The 16,730-nt window shown below is 57.2% G+C and carries 12 protein-coding genes; 1 reads left to right on the top strand and 11 read right to left on the bottom strand.

Annotated features, from left to right (window positions below):
• Positions 1-55: 55 nt before the first annotated feature.
• The 10 genes from EUZ85_RS15215 to EUZ85_RS15170 all read right to left on the bottom strand — a co-directional run bounded on the left by EUZ85_RS15215 (position 56) and on the right by EUZ85_RS15170 (position 15,324).
• A complete protein-coding gene (locus EUZ85_RS15215; RefSeq protein ID WP_127970097.1) occupies positions 56-1,114 on the bottom strand; it encodes a hypothetical protein in 1,059 nt (352 codons plus the stop codon).
• A gap of 112 nt (positions 1,115-1,226) precedes the next feature.
• Positions 1,227-1,919 (bottom strand): aspartate/glutamate racemase family protein, encoded by a 693-nt coding sequence (locus tag EUZ85_RS15210; protein WP_127970096.1) that lies wholly within the window; start codon positions 1,917-1,919, stop codon positions 1,227-1,229.
• 74 nt (positions 1,920-1,993) lie between these two features.
• A complete protein-coding gene (locus EUZ85_RS15205) occupies positions 1,994-3,757 on the bottom strand; it encodes a reverse transcriptase family protein (RefSeq protein WP_127970095.1) in 1,764 nt (587 codons plus the stop codon).
• A gap of 453 nt (positions 3,758-4,210) precedes the next feature.
• A complete protein-coding gene (locus EUZ85_RS15200; protein WP_127970094.1) occupies positions 4,211-5,884 on the bottom strand; it encodes an SWIM zinc finger family protein in 1,674 nt (557 codons plus the stop codon).
• Between the two features lie 10 nt (positions 5,885-5,894).
• On the bottom strand, positions 5,895-9,026 hold the full coding sequence (locus tag EUZ85_RS15195) for a WGR domain-containing protein (RefSeq protein ID WP_127970093.1): 3,132 nt from the start codon (positions 9,024-9,026) through the stop codon (positions 5,895-5,897).
• 309 nt (positions 9,027-9,335) lie between these two features.
• A complete protein-coding gene (locus EUZ85_RS15190; RefSeq protein ID WP_127970092.1) occupies positions 9,336-10,637 on the bottom strand; it encodes a glycosyltransferase in 1,302 nt (433 codons plus the stop codon).
• Positions 10,634-12,880, bottom strand: a complete 2,247-nt coding sequence (locus tag EUZ85_RS15185) for a hypothetical protein (RefSeq protein WP_127970091.1) — start codon at positions 12,878-12,880, stop codon at positions 10,634-10,636. Before EUZ85_RS15185 ends, EUZ85_RS15190 begins: the two co-directional genes overlap by 4 nt.
• On the bottom strand, positions 12,868-13,644 hold the full coding sequence (locus tag EUZ85_RS15180; protein WP_127970090.1) for a TVP38/TMEM64 family protein: 777 nt from the start codon (positions 13,642-13,644) through the stop codon (positions 12,868-12,870). Before EUZ85_RS15180 ends, EUZ85_RS15185 begins: the two co-directional genes overlap by 13 nt.
• 348 nt (positions 13,645-13,992) lie before the next feature.
• Positions 13,993-14,661, bottom strand: a complete 669-nt coding sequence (locus tag EUZ85_RS15175; protein WP_241567043.1) for a nucleotidyltransferase — start codon at positions 14,659-14,661, stop codon at positions 13,993-13,995.
• 93 nt (positions 14,662-14,754) lie between these two features.
• Positions 14,755-15,324, bottom strand: a complete 570-nt coding sequence (locus tag EUZ85_RS15170; RefSeq protein WP_241567042.1) for an HD domain-containing protein — start codon at positions 15,322-15,324, stop codon at positions 14,755-14,757.
• 268 nt (positions 15,325-15,592) lie between these two features.
• On the opposite strand from EUZ85_RS15170, the gene EUZ85_RS15165 reads away from it, so the two are divergent.
• Positions 15,593-16,021: a host attachment protein gene (locus EUZ85_RS15165; protein WP_127970088.1), complete on the top strand. Its 429-nt coding sequence runs from the start codon at positions 15,593-15,595 to the stop codon at positions 16,019-16,021.
• A gap of 109 nt (positions 16,022-16,130) precedes the next feature.
• Here the strand turns inward: EUZ85_RS15165 and EUZ85_RS15160 are convergent, their stop codons facing one another.
• Positions 16,131-16,583 (bottom strand): hypothetical protein, encoded by a 453-nt coding sequence (locus EUZ85_RS15160; protein WP_127970087.1) that lies wholly within the window; start codon positions 16,581-16,583, stop codon positions 16,131-16,133.
• Between the last annotated feature and the right edge of the window lie 147 nt (positions 16,584-16,730).

Raw genomic sequence — 16,730 nt, 5'->3', positions numbered from 1 at the left:
CGGCTTTTTTATGTCTGCTGCTTACCGCAAATAATCCAGCCTGATACTCAAGCGGTCAGTCCACCTGCAACCGTACTCTGACCCTCATGGTGTTTTTCTTATCGGGTCTGGCGGCCAGGGCTTCCAGGCTGGGCCAGTATGGCATTTGTTTGTCGCCGCTGTATTCGTAGGTCAGGGTCAGGCTGTCTTTGCTTTGTTCGGTAATGAGGCCGGTGCGCGCCTCACCCAACATAGGAGCGTCGCCCAGTTGCTGTAGCGACTGCCAGACTTCCTGCTCAAACTTCTTCATCCCTTCTTTGATTTCTGCCGGATCATCTCTGCTCGCCAGGGGATAGTCATTGATGCCGTCCGCATTAAGTGTGGGATATAAGCGCAGCTTGATAGGCTCATTGCTGGAGCCGCTTTCATCCAGCACCTGATCAGCGCCCTTACGATCAGTAAGCGTGGTAATATCCCTGACATTCAAAGAAGGCTCCCATTCCGCGGAGAGTTCATAGCCTTGCCCGTACAGCGAGGGTTGCAGGGTTTTGATGGTCAAACCGGTGACCTTCCCCGATGCAGATACTTCGCGCCTGGTGCGCACATAATCCGACGCATCAGGCGTTTGCGAGTCGAAGTACAGACTGACCTTCACGTCGCCCTGCACGACCAGTTCGCTGTCGTCATTCAACGGCATATAGGGTTCTGATTCCCAGCTGCCGCGACCGTATTCAGGGTCCATGTCCGGGATCAGCTTATCCAGATCCGGCCGAATCCAAACCGCCTGATCGCCGTTGGCGACCAGGCTGTATGTCCAATCGATTTGCGTGGTTTCCGGGCCGCTCAAACCTTGATGCACTTTGTGCTCGACTCTGGAAGCCTCCTGCTCGATTTTCAGCTCCACGAACAATCGCCCTTTGCGCCAGCCATCATCGGCGGGATTCCAGTCGAGGGCGTCATCCTGGATATCCTCACCACTCTCTACGCTATAGTCCGGCTGCGCATCTACACCACCATCACTCGGAGATCCCGCGTCGGGAGAAGAGTCAGAGCAGGCGCTCAGGAACGTGACGCCCGCCAGCGTCAGGCAACAGAACAGTAAAGGAAAGGCTGCGACTATTTTCTTATTTTTCATAAGGGTGGACGACTTCCTGAAAATGAGGTGGACGTCATCGCATGCTATCAGGGAGCGATTAAATTAGAAATGTGGAGAGATCACATCTTGGAGGATCATTGACGTCGGAGCGTCACGCTCGCAGCGCTTCCATCAGGGCGGCCCGAGCCAGCAAGCGAGTGGAGTCCAGCGTCGGCAACGGACAATCATCAGGATCGATCAGCAGAGGAATTTCAGTGCAACCCAGCACCACCGCATCGCAACCGCGCTCTTGCAGTCGCTGGATCGCCGCATTGAAACGTAACCTGGATTCTTCCTTAAACACCCCATTCACCAGCTCATTGAAAATCACCTGATCAATGAGTTCGCGATCCGCCTCATCCGGAATCAGACTGTCGATATTGAACTTGCTCAAAGCTTGCGGATAGACCGGCCCGGTCATCAGAAAGCGCGTACCGGTGATTCCCAGCTTGCGATAGCCTCGCGTTTGCGCCGCCTGCGCCACGGTTTCCGCGATATGCAGCCAGGGAATGGGCGACTCGGCCTGCACCATCTGAAACGCCTGATGGATAGTGTTATCCGGGCAGATGGCGAAGTCTGCGCCTATCATCGCCAACTTGCGGGCGGACGACAGCATCAAATCCGCCACTCCGCGCCAATCGCCCTCATTCAGATAAGGCATGTAATCCGCCACGGGATGCGTATGTAGCGATACTTCCGGATGCCGATGCTCTCCCATCAACGCGGGCGCTTCAGCGCAAATAGTGCGATAACAGAGCGCAGCGCCCTCAGCGCTACATGCAACGATGCCTATATGTCGGGACATCTTTACCTACCCCTTTGCTTGCTGCAGTCGGCGCCTCGGGACATGCGCCACGCCCCAAAGCGCCTGTTCTTTCCTTACGCCAGCATCTTCATCGCAAGATAGATGAGTATGCCGAGAGCCAGCATGATCCAGCCTGTTTTGGCGTGTGACTCGCCTTCAGGCCCAGGCGCGGATGGCTGCGCTTGCTGTTGCGGGCTTATCGGCGCGGGCGCTTGCGTAGGTTCGACCTCTACAGAAGATGCAACAGGGGTCGCCTGCGCCTGCTGCGCCGCTTTCTCCGCCTTGCGCTCCTCCTTCACCTGCTCCGCCGTCTTCTCCAGTTCCGGCGCGGCGACTGCTTGCGCCTGCCACCAGTCTTCACGAGGCGCTTCGCCTTTCGCCGCCTTCAGACGCATGCGTTTTTTATTCAACGCCAACACCCGGGACGGCTTCACCTTCACGCCGTATTTCAACTTCAACTGCGCCACTTTTTGCTGCAACGGCACACCTTTTTCAGGATTCACCATCGCCACATAGTTAGCGAATCCATCGATGGCGGCGAACAGCTCTCCCCGCCCCCAGGATTTTCCAGCGGGACCGTCTCTATCGATTTGAAACAACAGTGCGCGAAACCGCTTCAGTTGTTTTCTTTCCACCGAAGCCTTGTCATTCACCACGACGCCGGTGACTTCCTGTCTGCGATGCTTGCGCATGATCCGGGTTTTGTCCGGGTGCACCACAAAACCTTCATCCTTGATGATGCTACGGCAGCGCCACAACAGACGCTTGACGTCATCGTCGGATTTGCCGTCAGCGGAGAAGGTCACGTCGTCCGCGTAACGGGTATAGGTGAATCCAAGTTTGGCAGCCATGCTTTGCAGACGGCGATCGAGTTTCCGGCAGATCACATTACTGATCGCCGGACTGGTAGGCGCGCCCTGAGGCAAGAAACGTTCACCTTCGCTGACAAACCATTTCTGGCCGTCCATTTCCACTTCCTGCACTTTCTGCTGCGAACACAGCAGCCCCAGTATCGTGGCGACTTGTTCGCTGTAGCCGAGATGGCGAAACGCGCCCTTAATGCGCGCATAGGAAACGGTTGGGAAAAAGTCTTTCAAGTCCAGGTTGATGACCACGCCTTTACCTACATGAGGCTGCGCGTTAGACACTATGGAGCGCTCGACGACAAAACCATGAGCGGCCTCATGCAGAGACAGCGGCGCCAGAATATTATCCAGAATCCAGTACTGCGCCCTCTTCATGCGCGGCATGGGAGCGGAAATTTCGCGCACGCCGCCGGTCTTCTTGGCGATGGCGAACTGTTGATAGTGGCTGAGCTTGGACACCTCTTTGTTGTAGGCGAGGAAACGCAATTCGTTGAGCGTCACGCCCATCGCGGCAGCCAGCTCTTCTGCGGCGTTAATGACCGGCAGATTCTGGCTGCGCAGACGCGCTTCGTCCGCAGTCGCGTCCTCCAGCCCCCCTGACACGCCCTCACCGAGATAGGTGATCTGATGCGCCTGCACGTCGCGCCAATGCTGCGCCCGCTGGAAGCGTTCCTCGTTGCGCTTGCGGCGCGTCTCTTCCCGCTTCGCCAACGCCGCCTGCTTGCGCTGCTTATGCATTTCCTTCAGCGCTTTCTCTGGATCGGAGTACAGCATTTGCTGCTGTCCCAACTCCCGCAACGCCGCCTGTAATTCGGTGCGTTTTTTGATAAACGCTTCAGACAAAGAAGGCTTTTCCGAGTTATCCGGCCAGAAGCCAAGGCGCACCATTTCGGAAAGAATATATTCGTCCTTGCTGGTTTCGCGGATGCGTTGGTAGATTTCCTGACGGGTCAGTTTTTTCTCTTCGCTCATCTCAACGCCCTCCTCTCAATGCCAATGACAACCGCGTACTGCAATGACCGACGCGCGCGGAAACGGATCGATTGCCGACAATGACGGATAATGAGCGAGAAGCGGGGAATGATAACGAGGACGCAAAGGAGCGCGCCGGAACGGCGCAAAAAGAAGGCGGTAGCGCGACATGGTTTCCCTTCGTAGAATTCTCAGAACTGGACTGATCAACTCGACGCCGTACGCACCACCTATCGCTCATTGGTTTCGTAGAAACCAAACCGCAATAGCGATAGGTGGTGCAGTACGGCCCAGTAAAGATCTGGCCAGTGAAGCGTGATAAGTCTAATAGCAAGAACGGCGATCCACCGCTCGGATTGCAAGGTAGTTTTGTCGCGCTACCGCCGTCGGGCAGTATAACAACCTGGGCGGAGCAAGCAAACCCCGCCGTTGATTTAACAGGAAAAATTGCGTTCATCGCCCTGCCTCCTCTGCGCCAGCGAGCACATAAGGATGCTGTATCTGATGTTGCTTACGCAGCGCCAGCATGTGTTCACAGGGGCCTTTGCGCAGACGATTGTGCACATAGAAGTGGCACTGGCATTCACCCTGACGCAGTCGTTGATCGGCGTCTATCGACACTTTGGGTCGGTAAGCGACGGCGTTGTCGGTCACTTCTCCCTGCAATGACAGCACGCCGTCGTTGACGTCCACGGCGCTCAGTTTCACTAGATTGGCTTTGTTGAAATTCTCCGCCATCTCCTCGCGCTCATTGGCGTATCGCAACTGCGTCATCGGCAACGGCTCGCGACTCAATTCGCGGATACGGTAAACCCCTTCCGCCAGATCGAACAGAACCTGTCCCTGCTGGCTATAAATGGACAGCGCGGACTGCACCACGGTCTCGTCAAGACCCAATCGGACAGCCAGACTACCGGGGCTTTCCAGCCAGTTTTCCTGCAGCCCCTGATAGACGCGGCGCAGCGTGATCTCGTCCACTTCCGCTCGCGGCGCCATCAGGTCAAAGTTACCCATACGCGACCAGTCGTTGGCGCTCCAGCCGGACAGACCCAAGGTAAAGGTCAGGTCTCCCATTTCCGCCACATAGAAACTGGGCAGGCCATCACCCATGAGATGCACGACGAACCTGTCCGCAACAGGAATCAAGCGCTCCAGAATATGCAGGCGACGACGCCCCCACACACGAATACTGCGCGCCTCATGGCCCTGGTAGATAGAACGGCTGCACACCACCTCTTCGCCCCAGGGTTCGAATATCACCCGCACCGGCTTACCGGGCTCCAGCTCGTAACGCATCGCCCGCGGTCCGACCCGCTCTTTCTTGCGACGCAGCACATAACACAGGTTATGCACGTCCATGGGCTGCAATTCGACCTTCACCATCGGCAACGTCATCGCCGAACTGACCTGCAGAAATCCGCGCACCCAGCTTTCCGGCAAGTCGATTTTCTTCTCATCGAACTGGTCGTCATCGCCAGTCTGCACGCTAAAGCCGCCAGGGTCTACCTGCAACAGCGTTTCCCGATAATCGCGGATTTTCTGGAACTCGTTATACAGACCCTGGGAGTAATCGATGTTCGTGGTGCCGCAGGCGGTATCGCTGATGGTTTCAAACACCTCGTAACCGCAGCTCAATTTGCCGTAACTGGATTCATCTTCGGAAAAGCATTCGAAGAATACCTGGTCCGGATGCACCGTGATCACCGGGTCCAGCACATACCAGGCGTCCAGGTCATGCTTGTATAGATAGTTAAAGTAATTGCGTTGAGCGTCGTAATACGGCTTGAGTACTTTGTCGCTCTGCTTGTTCAGATCGTCCAGCTCGCTGCGCAGAGAGCGAATCTCCGTCTGCAGCGATTCTTTGCGGGACATGAATTCCGCAAGCATGTTCTGCTCTTCCTGAGCCAGCCAGCGTTTGTATTCTTCTTTGTCTTTAGGCTGAAAACGCATGTCGGAAATGACCACGTTATGCAGCGCGGAAATCGCTTCGCGAAAGGCGATATGTTTTCTCAGTTTGCCGACGAAGTGGGTCGGCGGCCGCAGGCTGTCCGGGGCGAAGGACAGATCCGTCTTGCCCGCATTGCTGTCCACGCGGCTGTGTCCGTGATAACGGTAACGAAACTCCATCAACGGCTCCTTAATATTCTCTTACTTCGGCGGGCTTGACGCTGAGCGGCGTTCCCAGTTGCGGATAGTGACGACGCAGATCCAGCAAGGCCTTGATGAGGGAGGCCTTGTCTTTGTGCACGACGGTCAGGGAAATGCGGGTGAACAAGTCCGCCGCCATATTGGCCACCTGTTCATTGAGCAGCGATTGTTCGGACAAAAACGCCAGAATGCGATCCTTACAGACGCGACTGCGATTCACCTGCGACAGCACCGTGGTGAAGTAACCTTGCAGACTGAGAATGCGCTCTGGATGTCCGGCGGCGTATTCGTTGAGGAAGTTGCTGACGAAAAACTGCACATTGGCCGAAGGATGCTGACTGAGCTTCAACAGATACTCAACGCCATTCTGTTCCTGGAAGAAGCGCTGCAGCAGCTCCATACCATAACGCTGTACGTCCGGCCGCACGCTGTCGCACAGGTAGACCACCAGCTCAGGCGTCCACAGGGTTTCGCCTGCTTCCTCATAATGGCTGCGGAAGAAGACGAAGCCGAACTCGCGGCAGTCATCCCAGTCAGAGTCCAGAATGCGCAATCCGTCGCGAATCTCCGCCAGAATACGATCCGGGTTGGCTTCATAGGCGTCATAGGCGTACTGACGCACCACTACATCGGGATGCTTCGCCAACTGCGCCCACTGACGAACGCTAAACTGCAATGGACTGCGCGCCTGCAACAACAGCGCGCCTATCTGCTGCGCGCCGGTGGATTGCGCCTGCAACAGGCGCCAGCAAGTATTATCGTCCACGGCGTCGAACGCGGCGCTGAGCGCATCTTTGAAAAACGCCAGCCACTCTTCCCGCTGACCGTCCTGCTTTTCGCTGCGGAATGTATACGGCAATAAGTGATGCAGAATCGCCTCCGCCCATTCCCGTTGCGCCAGCGCCAGACGCTTCAGAATAGCGGCGGCGGCATTGCGATCATCCGCTTCGCCTTCAAAGAACTGCAGGGCGAGCACGCCCGCCTGCTTGATCAGTTCGGCGTCCGGCTGTTTGCCTAACAGCAAAGTCTGGCACGCGCGCACCGCAGACGACTCCGACTGCATAATGTGCTGCAGCAGGCGCTCAGGAATATCGCCAAAACCGACGCCATGCGCCACCAGCAAACGCGCGCCGAATAGTTGCAACGCCGTGTTGCGCTCCGCCAGCAGGCGGTCGATCAAGTGCAGAGACAACTCCCGGCAGGCGTCGGCGAAGCGGGCGATACAGAAGTCCGCCAGCCATACTGCATGGGATTCCTGCGCCAGAGCCGGCGGCAATTTAGGGGCCGCTTGCAACGCTTGCTCAATCAGAGTGTGCAGGCATTGCGCCTGATCCGCCGCCGTCCAGGGATATTGCGCGGTCTTGTCCGCCGCAAACCGGCGCACTTCTTCGTACTGCGCCAGCAACAACGCCGCCAGTAAGGGCGCTTCGACCAGGGTCGTCTGCGGCATTTGCGCAAGAATTTCCATCCCTAACGCCCGCGCTTCATCCAGACCGCTGTTCAGCAGCGCCAGCAATAAACCGTGTTCGATATTGCCGTCCAGGCGGGTCCGCGCCAACTGCAAGGCAAATCGCTGCGTCGCTTCATAGCGGCTGCGCAGTAGACGCTCAATATCAGAGACAGCAATGTCCGCGCAAAAAGACGTGTTCGCAGCCAATACCTTGCTGGCGAACTCATGCACCGGCTCACACTGGCTCTCCAACATTAAGCGCAGCGCGCAGTCGGGGCGTTGGTCCCATAAATGAGAGAAGGCTTCCTCGCGGGCGTCCGCCGCGCGCTCGTCGGAGACTTTCAACCAGGCTCGCCCGCTGGGGGCCAATTTATAATGCGCGCTATCGCCTCGTAGAATGTGATTGAACGCAATCAGGCCCGCGTAATGATCATAGAAATTACGCGCGACCAGCTTGTGCTCATAACGCCGGCCATTACGCTCCCAGCGATAGATATCCGCTTTGCGGGTTTCTCCCGCGTCCGCATCCGAAACGGTAAGCAGCATTTCCGTGGCCATGTCGACATAGCGTAAATCGCCCACCTGCCCGATGCGCTTGATACTGCGCCAGCTACGACGACGCAGGTAATTGCGGGTCTTATTCGAGTAGGCGACTTTGGGTTCGGGCTTTTTCAGCTCGCTTTTTGGCTTGAAACTGCCCACTCCCGGCAACCAGGCCCAGTCCCACTGGTATTGGAAGAATTCACGACTGGTTTCAAAACGCCGCGCCAACAGGGCGAACATACGGGCGTCCAGACGGAACTCGGCGGCTTTATAGATATAGCGCACGCCGCTGAACACGCCAGGCGCCAGTTTGCACTGACTAAGCCAGCCGTATAACGCCTCGTAAAGAGAGGGATAATGCAACGCCAGCAGATAAGCGTTCTTCAATAGATCATTAGCGCCTGCGGGTGCAGCGTTCAGACCGTTTTCCAGTTGCAGTCGCACGCCCACGTCGTCGCCGGAGGTCAGCGCCTGTTGTAATGGCGACGGCATCTGATTCCATTGCGTTTGCAACAGCGTCATCCTTTGCGAGGGATCGGTCAGGGCCAGGATCGACTCCAAGGCCATGGCGCTGACGGTGCTGTTTTTCGAGTTCTGCAAACGATGCAGATCTTCCATGTAATCTGTCGCGCGAGTGCGTCCCAGCGCCCAGGCCACCGCGAAGTCCTGTAGCCAATCGCCTTTGCCGACGCACGCCGCCAATTCTTGCCCGGCTTCAGGGCGCCCCAATTCTCCCAAACGCCATATCAGACGGGCACGCTTGCCGCTATCCCACTCCTGACGCAGCTTTTCCAGCAACTTCACCAACAGACTGGTCGGTCCCTCAGGCATGGCGGGCTTCGCCACCGCGCTGCTCACTGAGACTGCTGGACCGCCGCTATTGACGTCGTAATAGCCTTTGTTGGTTTTGGAAACGACGACGCTGTCGAACAGCCTTTCCGCCTCTTCCAGCGTCACCGGCGCAGGCGTTTTTGTGCCTTCGCGCAGCGCGCCGCCTTGACGGCCATAGCGGAAATTGACGAGGAAGCGGTCGTCCTTGCGACTTGCTACTTCACTCAGCTCAACCTCGTAAACTTTGTTGGAGTTTCCTTCCTGAAAATGCAGGCTGGCCTTTTTTATCAGCTTCATATCGGCTTTATCCTTACGGGATAACGGGATGCGTCGCTCCGAATTAGTATTGCGGCCCTCACTGGCGAAGCCTTGCGCTGATCAAAACGAGTGTCCCATCTCGCTTTCGAGAGTTACCCGGACATCGCCATGATCCACACGCGATGAACGGAAATTTCAGCCGCAGGCGCTTAGGAGCGGAGAATGAAAGGGACTAAGAATAACATAGCGAAACGAAAAGTTTAGACGTTTTTTATCCTTTGGCGACAGAGGGTTGCGCCCTGTTATTAACAGGGCGAATGAGGTCGCCGACAGGGCTTCAAGACAGGCTCAGCCCCTGTCCTGCTCGCACTCCTGGGAGCTTACGCCGCCGCCGACAATGGCTGCGCCCGCGGCGCCCGCCATGCCTTTGACGATATTCCACTCCGCCTTGATGAGATTAAGAACGCGCTCCCATTGTTCTTCCGTCTCCGGTTCGGAGATATGGGACAGCCGCTGCAAACTCTCGTAATGCCGCAAGGCTGCCTCAGCAGTAGCGCTCAGAGAAAAGCTTTCCGCCGTCAGCCGCGCGCACTCCTGCATACGCCGGCGTTCAACCCGACTCTGCGCGCCAAAGTGCTGCAGCGCGCCGATAAAGTCGACAATAGACGGCTCTTTGATCAGGTAGCCGTTTTCCTGGTCTATCACCACTTCTCGCACTCCCGCGCCGTCCAGGGCGACCACAGGAACGCCTGCAGCCATCGCCTCAGTAAGCACCATGCCCTGGGTTTCACTTTGCGAGCTGAACGCAAACACATTCATGGCGTGATAGGCGTCAGCCAGGTCAGGCAGTTGCAGCTGACCGGCGAAATGCAGTCGGTCCGCGAGACCGTAGCGTTGAAAAACCTCGCGAATTTCGACTTCCGAGGGGCCTTCTCCAACCACTAGAAAGTGCGCATAACGATCGAGCAACATAAAGGCCGCTACCGCTTCCGCCAGGAACTTCAAATTCTTTTCCGGCGCCAGACGCCCCACATGGCCAATGACATACGCCTCCTGAGAGACGCCCACGGAATGACGAAACAGACCGCCCTCGCCCCGTTGAAAATCCAGCAGTTTCACGCCGGTGGGAACAATGCTGATGGGCATGCGCACGCCGCGCTCCCGGATCAGGCTGGCGACGCTGTCGCTGGGGGCGAACACTCGGTCAGTCATATTGGCGTAGATGGTGGCCAGCTCAATTACGAAACGTTTGAACAGGGGCCTGTCCGCCGGCACGTAATGGGTGTACTCCTCATACAACGTGTGATGAGTGAACACCAGCGGCGCCTCCCTGTACCGGGCGATTCGCAGTGCGGTCATCCCCAGCAGATAGGGATGGTGCGAATGCACGATATCCGGCTGAAAGGCGTCCAGTGCGTCCCCCAGCAGGCCGGGAATGGGCAGCACCATGGAAAAGTCGCTGCCATTGAAGTTCTGAATGGCGGGAACTCTGATGACGCCCTCTTCCTCCTGGGGCTGATTGGGAAACTCCGGCGCAATCACCAACACCTTATGACCGCGTCTCCGATATTCCCGCGTAAAGCTCTCCACCGACCGGGCCACGCCGCCCACATGAGGCAGATACGTGTTGGTGACCATGACGATATTCATCGAGAATCCTCCAGATTGATATCAACGAAATTACGTTCCTGAGGCGCTTCAATGGGTGAAACGCCCGGAAGACTCACTTCCATCAGCGGCGCTGCGTCAAACCACTCCGCCTCCCAACTGACCCGCACCATACCCCCGCCGCTGACGCCCTCGCCGATCAGTTTAACGCTGATCGGCCCAAAACGGGTCGGCGTGGGTCCAAAGGTGACGGGCTGATCGCCTTCCAGCCAGCGCAGAGGGACGCCAGACGCCAAAATCAGCCTGCCCTCTTCTTCCCGCACGAAACAATTGCGCAGCAACAAAATCCATTCCACCGCCGCCCAGGCGTGCTGCCCGTCCCCCATACAACCTCCTCCGGTGGCCGGGTGCACCGCTTCCGGCCATTGTCCGGTGGGCGAAGCCAGGTTCGCCGCCGCCTGCATCAAGGCCTCGTAGCGGGGGTCCCCGGCGCGCAACAACACCTGCGCTACGTGCAGAGTCAGGTAGATATTCACGCCGGAGTGAATCACGTCCTGAAAGAACCCGCCCTTATAAAAACAGTTGGCGAGCAGGAACTCCACCGTATCCAGCAGGCGGGGATCGTCCGCAGTACAGAGCTGCAATGGATACCCGGCGGCCACTGATCCAATAGCGCCCGCGTCCAGGCGTCGATAGGGCGACGCCGGCATGCCGGGTCGACCCAATCGCTCCGAGGCGCGGTGCAGGCTGACATCGATGGCCTGCTGAAAGACTTCCGCCTCACGTTCGAATTCTTCCGCCGCCAGTTTGTCATAGCCATCCATCATGCGCGCTGCGGCGCGTAATCCGGCCACGCCCCAAAAGTCATCCCAGTAATAATAGTCATTGGGGCCCAGATGTTCCGCGCTGAATCCGGCCGGCAATAGTCCAGCGTGTGGCGCGCCGTCGTTGGGCTCGCGTTTGCGCAGTATCCAGCGCGCGCCGGCGCGGGCGGCGTCGCGCCAGGCGTTTTTCGGTCTGGTTCCCGTCAGCTCGCAGAAGCGCTGCATGATCCAGATCGCCTCGCCATTGGAATCCCACTCTCCCGCTTGGGAATGAAAATAGCCGTTAAGATCCTGCAGTTTGGGGAAACGATCTAATGCCCGCTCTGCTCGCTGGGTCAGCCCCAGACTCAGCAGGCCGTGAATAATGAACGCCGCGTCCCGGAACCAGAAACGCTTGTAGGTGTAGGGGCCGGCGTACACTTCCCCGGGAGACAGCAGAGTCAGGGTGCGCACCGCGGCGTCGTAAAGAAATTGAACCTGTTCATCCGAGGTCTGCAGCCGGCAGCATTCGCTCAGACTTTCCCGCCAGTCGCCCGGCTTCTCATCTGCCGATTCCGGCAGCGGAATCCGCGCCTGCGCCTTGCGGACGCCGCCTGCGGGGATCGTAAACATGGCGGCGGCGGTGACCATGCCGATATCGCATTCCCCGGACTCCTGGTCCCTGGCGTCGCGCAGATGAATATAAACGTCCCCTTGTCGATAGTCGGAAACGTGATGGCGATCGACGGGATCACTGAACGCCACCTGGCGCTCATTATCCACTGTCCAACCATTGCGCTGCGGGTTCAGCGTCGCTTCATGAATGAAGCGCACGCCTTCCGGGTTGTATGGGCGCAACGCCAACACCAGCCAGGCGTCGCGAGCGGAATGCCCCGTCATGTCCAGCAGGCAAACCGGCGCGCCGTCGCGCATGACCACTTGCGCCTCGACGCGCAAACGCATATCCAGCGCTTCCGTTTCCGTCACTACGCTTAAAGGCCCGGTGCGTAATTCCTGCCGGGAGTTCGTCGAGCGTGACGGCGTCAGAATGGCGCCATCGGCAGTGACGATCCAGGCGTCCAGCGACCAGCCGTCCCAAAACGGCGTCAACAACCCGCGAGGATCGACCAGCGGCGTTTCCTGCAAATCCGGCAGCCCCACCGCGGTCCAGTTGCGATGGGTCAGATTAACGTGAGTGAGACTGAAAGCGCGGGGCACGAAGGACGGGTCCGCCGGGTCAAACTGACGGGTGATCCAATACGGCCATACCCAGTCCAGGTTGTGCTGAATGACCCGGCTGTTAATGAATCCACGGGCGTGAAACACCGCGCCCGCCCGCAACAGTTCAATGGGCTCCGTCACCTCCGAGGGCTGGGAAAACCGGTGTAAATGCGACAGCACCGCCACCGGGTCCAGAAACCCGTGTGCGCGGGCGAAGCGGCTAATGATGTAACGCCAGGGCAACCATTTCATCCACGGCATCGTTCTTCTCCTTCATTCACAGGCGACACATGCGTTGCGCGCGGAACTTGCGGCGCGTCCCGCCGCTGCAGCTCATAGGTCGCCAGAATCCGTTTGGCCATGCGATTCAGATAGACGAGAAACACCGCCAATGCGGCGAATCCGCCCAGATACATCGCCCACTGCCAGGGACTGCGCTGCGCGACGCCAGCAGAGACACTGAGCGCGTCCGCCGCCAACGAGCCGACATACACGTTATGCACGGAGTACGGGAGGATTCCGATCGTGTTGCCGATGGCGAAGTCCTTGAGGGAGAACCGGCTGAGGCCAAACAGATAGTTGGACACTTTGAAAGGAAAGAGAGGCACAAGCCGGGTCAACATCACCAGCTTCCAGCCCTGGTGACTGACTTCCGCATCGATCAGTCTGATTTTGGCGTGGGAGCGCACATACGCCGTCGCCTTTTCACCGAAGCCGCGCCGGGCGATGACAAAGGCGGCGATGGAACCCAACGCCGTGCCCACGATCACGTAAATGGATCCCATGACGACGCCGAATACAAATCCCGCGCCGGTAGTGAAAAATACGCCAGGAGCCAAAACCACCACCGCAGTAGCCATCAGCGCGACGAAGATCGCTCCCGCCGCCGGCCCCTGCCGGTTCATCCACTCCAACAGATGCACGATATCGCGGTGTACGTCGAATGCGTACAGCAACGCTACGATCACGGTAACTCCGACAATTCCCAGAATCATCGAGGTCTTTAAAGACAATCCGCGCGTCATTGCGGCCCCAGTCACACTAGAATGGGTTTGACGCGCCGATCCACAGCAGGCGCTCACACGCCCGACATCCTGCAGTTTGGTTGCTTTGTACGGTTATCGCCTGATACCGCGCCATTGCAATCCTCCCTTTTCCATAAAGCGTCGCGCCGGTAATTTATCGTCCGAGAACCTCACTGGCGATAAAGGTGAAGAGCCAAACCGGCCCCTCCCGAACACGCGACGCCTTTGCATGTTAAACCGGCGACTAACACCGGTCGTTTATTGACCATACTTGCTTTAACCGTCAGTCACAAGGGCGGAGGTCGTCGCCACGCCCTGTATTAACCTTTCGTCATTATCCCCGCAAGATTAGTCGGAAAACGCCCCAACGCGCGTCTCGTCATCCCCGCCGCAATATATCAACGCCTCCCATTGCTCGGGATGTTCATTCATGATCAGCGTGCGCAAACGTCCCGCGGAGAGGCGATCGATAGGCTTGCCGTCTGTACTGCTGCGCCCCCTGACCCGCAAATCCTGCACGGGGTATACCGATAGCTCCACAGGAAATTCCATATCCAGATAGACATGGGTGAACTCCATGAAACGCCCCTCTTTACGTATGCAAATGCTCTTGGTTTCATAGGGCCACGCCAGCTCATCAAGATAGCGAAACAGAGTTTCCGGCATATCGACAAAGACATGCAGATCGATATCGCTGCTGGCGCGAATGCGACCGGTGCTGACTGAGCCAATTAGTCGCGGATTGAACGGCGTCAGTTGCTCCATCACATCCATCGTCAGGACCCGCATATCGAAGAGGCGTTGCGTCACCGCATCCGGCTCCTCAAAACGCGCCATCCGATATATTTCCTCGGATATTTCCCCATTGGAGGGCAAATGCAGCGTATAGCCGCCCACCAGCCGCTTCGCCGCCTTACGCTTGGCGTCCAGGTATTGGTCCACGCCTTCTTCATACATCAGGCGGGCGGCTTCAATGACCAAAAGACGACGAATGTGGTTATTACGTTTACTTTTCATAAATGGACCGGCGCGGATCTGCGCCGTGAAAATCAGATTGATCTCTAAATAAATCGGCGCATCAAAGCGTCTGTAGGGCGATGCGTCGCAGGATCAGGGTTGCTGCGCGCCAGCGGCGATCAAAGCATCCAGCGTCAACTGCAGCGCCTGCTCCGGGTTGCGCACTTTTGCGGTAAGCGAGCGTCCACCCAGATCCCAGCGTCGCAGGCGGATTAAGTCCTGCAGACGCGCAGAATCGCCCAGGCGTCGACGGGTTCGTTGCGGCGAAATCAACAGATCCAAATGATGAGCAATTAACCACTCCACCCGGCTGGACAACACGCCCCGCACCATGGCGGCGCCGACTGCGCAGTGGTCGCGCTGATCCACGCTTTTACCGAGGTCGTGAAAGAGCGCCGCCGCCCAAAGTTCCGGGTCCCCGGTTTCGGCATACGCCAGTTCAAACACTTGCAGTGAGTGATAGAGCGCGTCTTCTTCAGGGTGATAACGCACTGGCTGACGCACGCCGTCCAGGTCCCATAACAGACCTGACAGGTATTCTTGAGTCACTGGATTCGCCGCGATCTCGGCGGCTTGTTGCAAGGTGACTTCGGGTGAAGTCGTTGAGGAGGTGGAAGAAAAGAAAGAAGTCAAAAAATCGAAATCGTCTTTGGTGTTTCCCAATATTTTTCCGGTTGAACCGGCTGTCCGATACTTGATTTTTAGCGGAGCGAACCGCACTGAGTTGTTATCCGCCATCAATCGGCGTTGAGCGCCGACGCGCCATTATAGTGGAATATTGTGACAGGTGAACCCAGGATGTCTTTCTCACTGCCGCCGTTTCAGGCGATTTTCCAAAGTATGGGTTACACTCAAGCAGTGTGTGGCGGTACTTGCGGCGGAATGCCGCACCAGCGATTGCTTACTAAAACCGTTAACCAGAGGAGTTTTTATGACTACATGGGTACTAGCGGCGGACACCACCCACGCCAGACTGTTTTCCTGCGACACCCCCAAAGGCGCACTACAGGAACTGGAAACCCTCACCCACCCGATCAACCGACTGATGGAACAGGAAATCGTCTCAGACCGCAACGGCGGAATGATGAACGGTTCAGGCAATCACTCCTACGGCGAAGCGGATCGTAAAAAACATGAAGAAGTGGAGAGATTCGCCAAGCGCGTCAATGAGCGCCTGAATGAAGGGCTCAACAAAAAGCAGTATGACAAGCTGTACATTCTCTCCGAACCCACCTTTCTGGGCGTGTTAAGACGACAGATGAACGCCAATGTGCGTCACTGCGTGGCGGCGGAGGTCGATAAAAATCTCACCGTGCACCCGGTCAAGGACATCCGGGGACATCTGCCGGACTATTTGTAGTATTACAAACGCTTGTAGTACTACAAACGCTTAAAGTATTACAAACGCTTACAGCGTTACAGCGTCTTAAACATTACTCGTCATCACGCCCTGGGCGAGCGCCAGGCGACTAATGGGTCGCCTGGGAGCTGCTGCGGCGCGCCAGCGGCATGTTCAGATGATGCGCCACGAACATGTCATGGGCGCGAGTGTCCGAGAGACAGCTCATGCACTGCATCACGCTGGAGTTGGTGGCCGGCTCGCTGAAACGCGCCAGGTATTCGCAGGCGATGTTCAGCACTTTGTTGGACTCCACTTCATCGCCCATGTGATGAAACACATTGGACAGATAAATGCCGGATAAGGTCAGCAATGTAATCGCCGTCTTGCGCTCTTCGCCCTGTCGCGACAGCAGCAACCGGGCCAGGTCGAAAGAGCTGCCGATATAGGGCAACGCCCGGTTCCATTGTGAGTTTTGATAATAGCAGCCGGACAAATGCATCCAGTGCATCCAGTTATTCACCAGTTCCTCTTCAGGTTGTAGCGAATACCATTCTTCATGTGTGGGACATAGAAAACGCATGGGTGTGAAAGCCTCCGTCTTTTTGCAAAATCCTAAATGATAATTATTATCATTTGCAACAATAATTGACACAGTTCTGATTCCTGTCAAATCGTCCATTTTCACACCCCCTAAAACCGACCATTTGGCCGAAGCGCAGACTATCCC

Source organism: Hahella sp. KA22 (genome assembly GCF_004135205.1).
Taxonomy (GTDB): domain Bacteria; phylum Pseudomonadota; class Gammaproteobacteria; order Pseudomonadales; family Oleiphilaceae; genus Hahella.
This window is presented reverse-complemented; position numbering and strand designations above follow the sequence as displayed.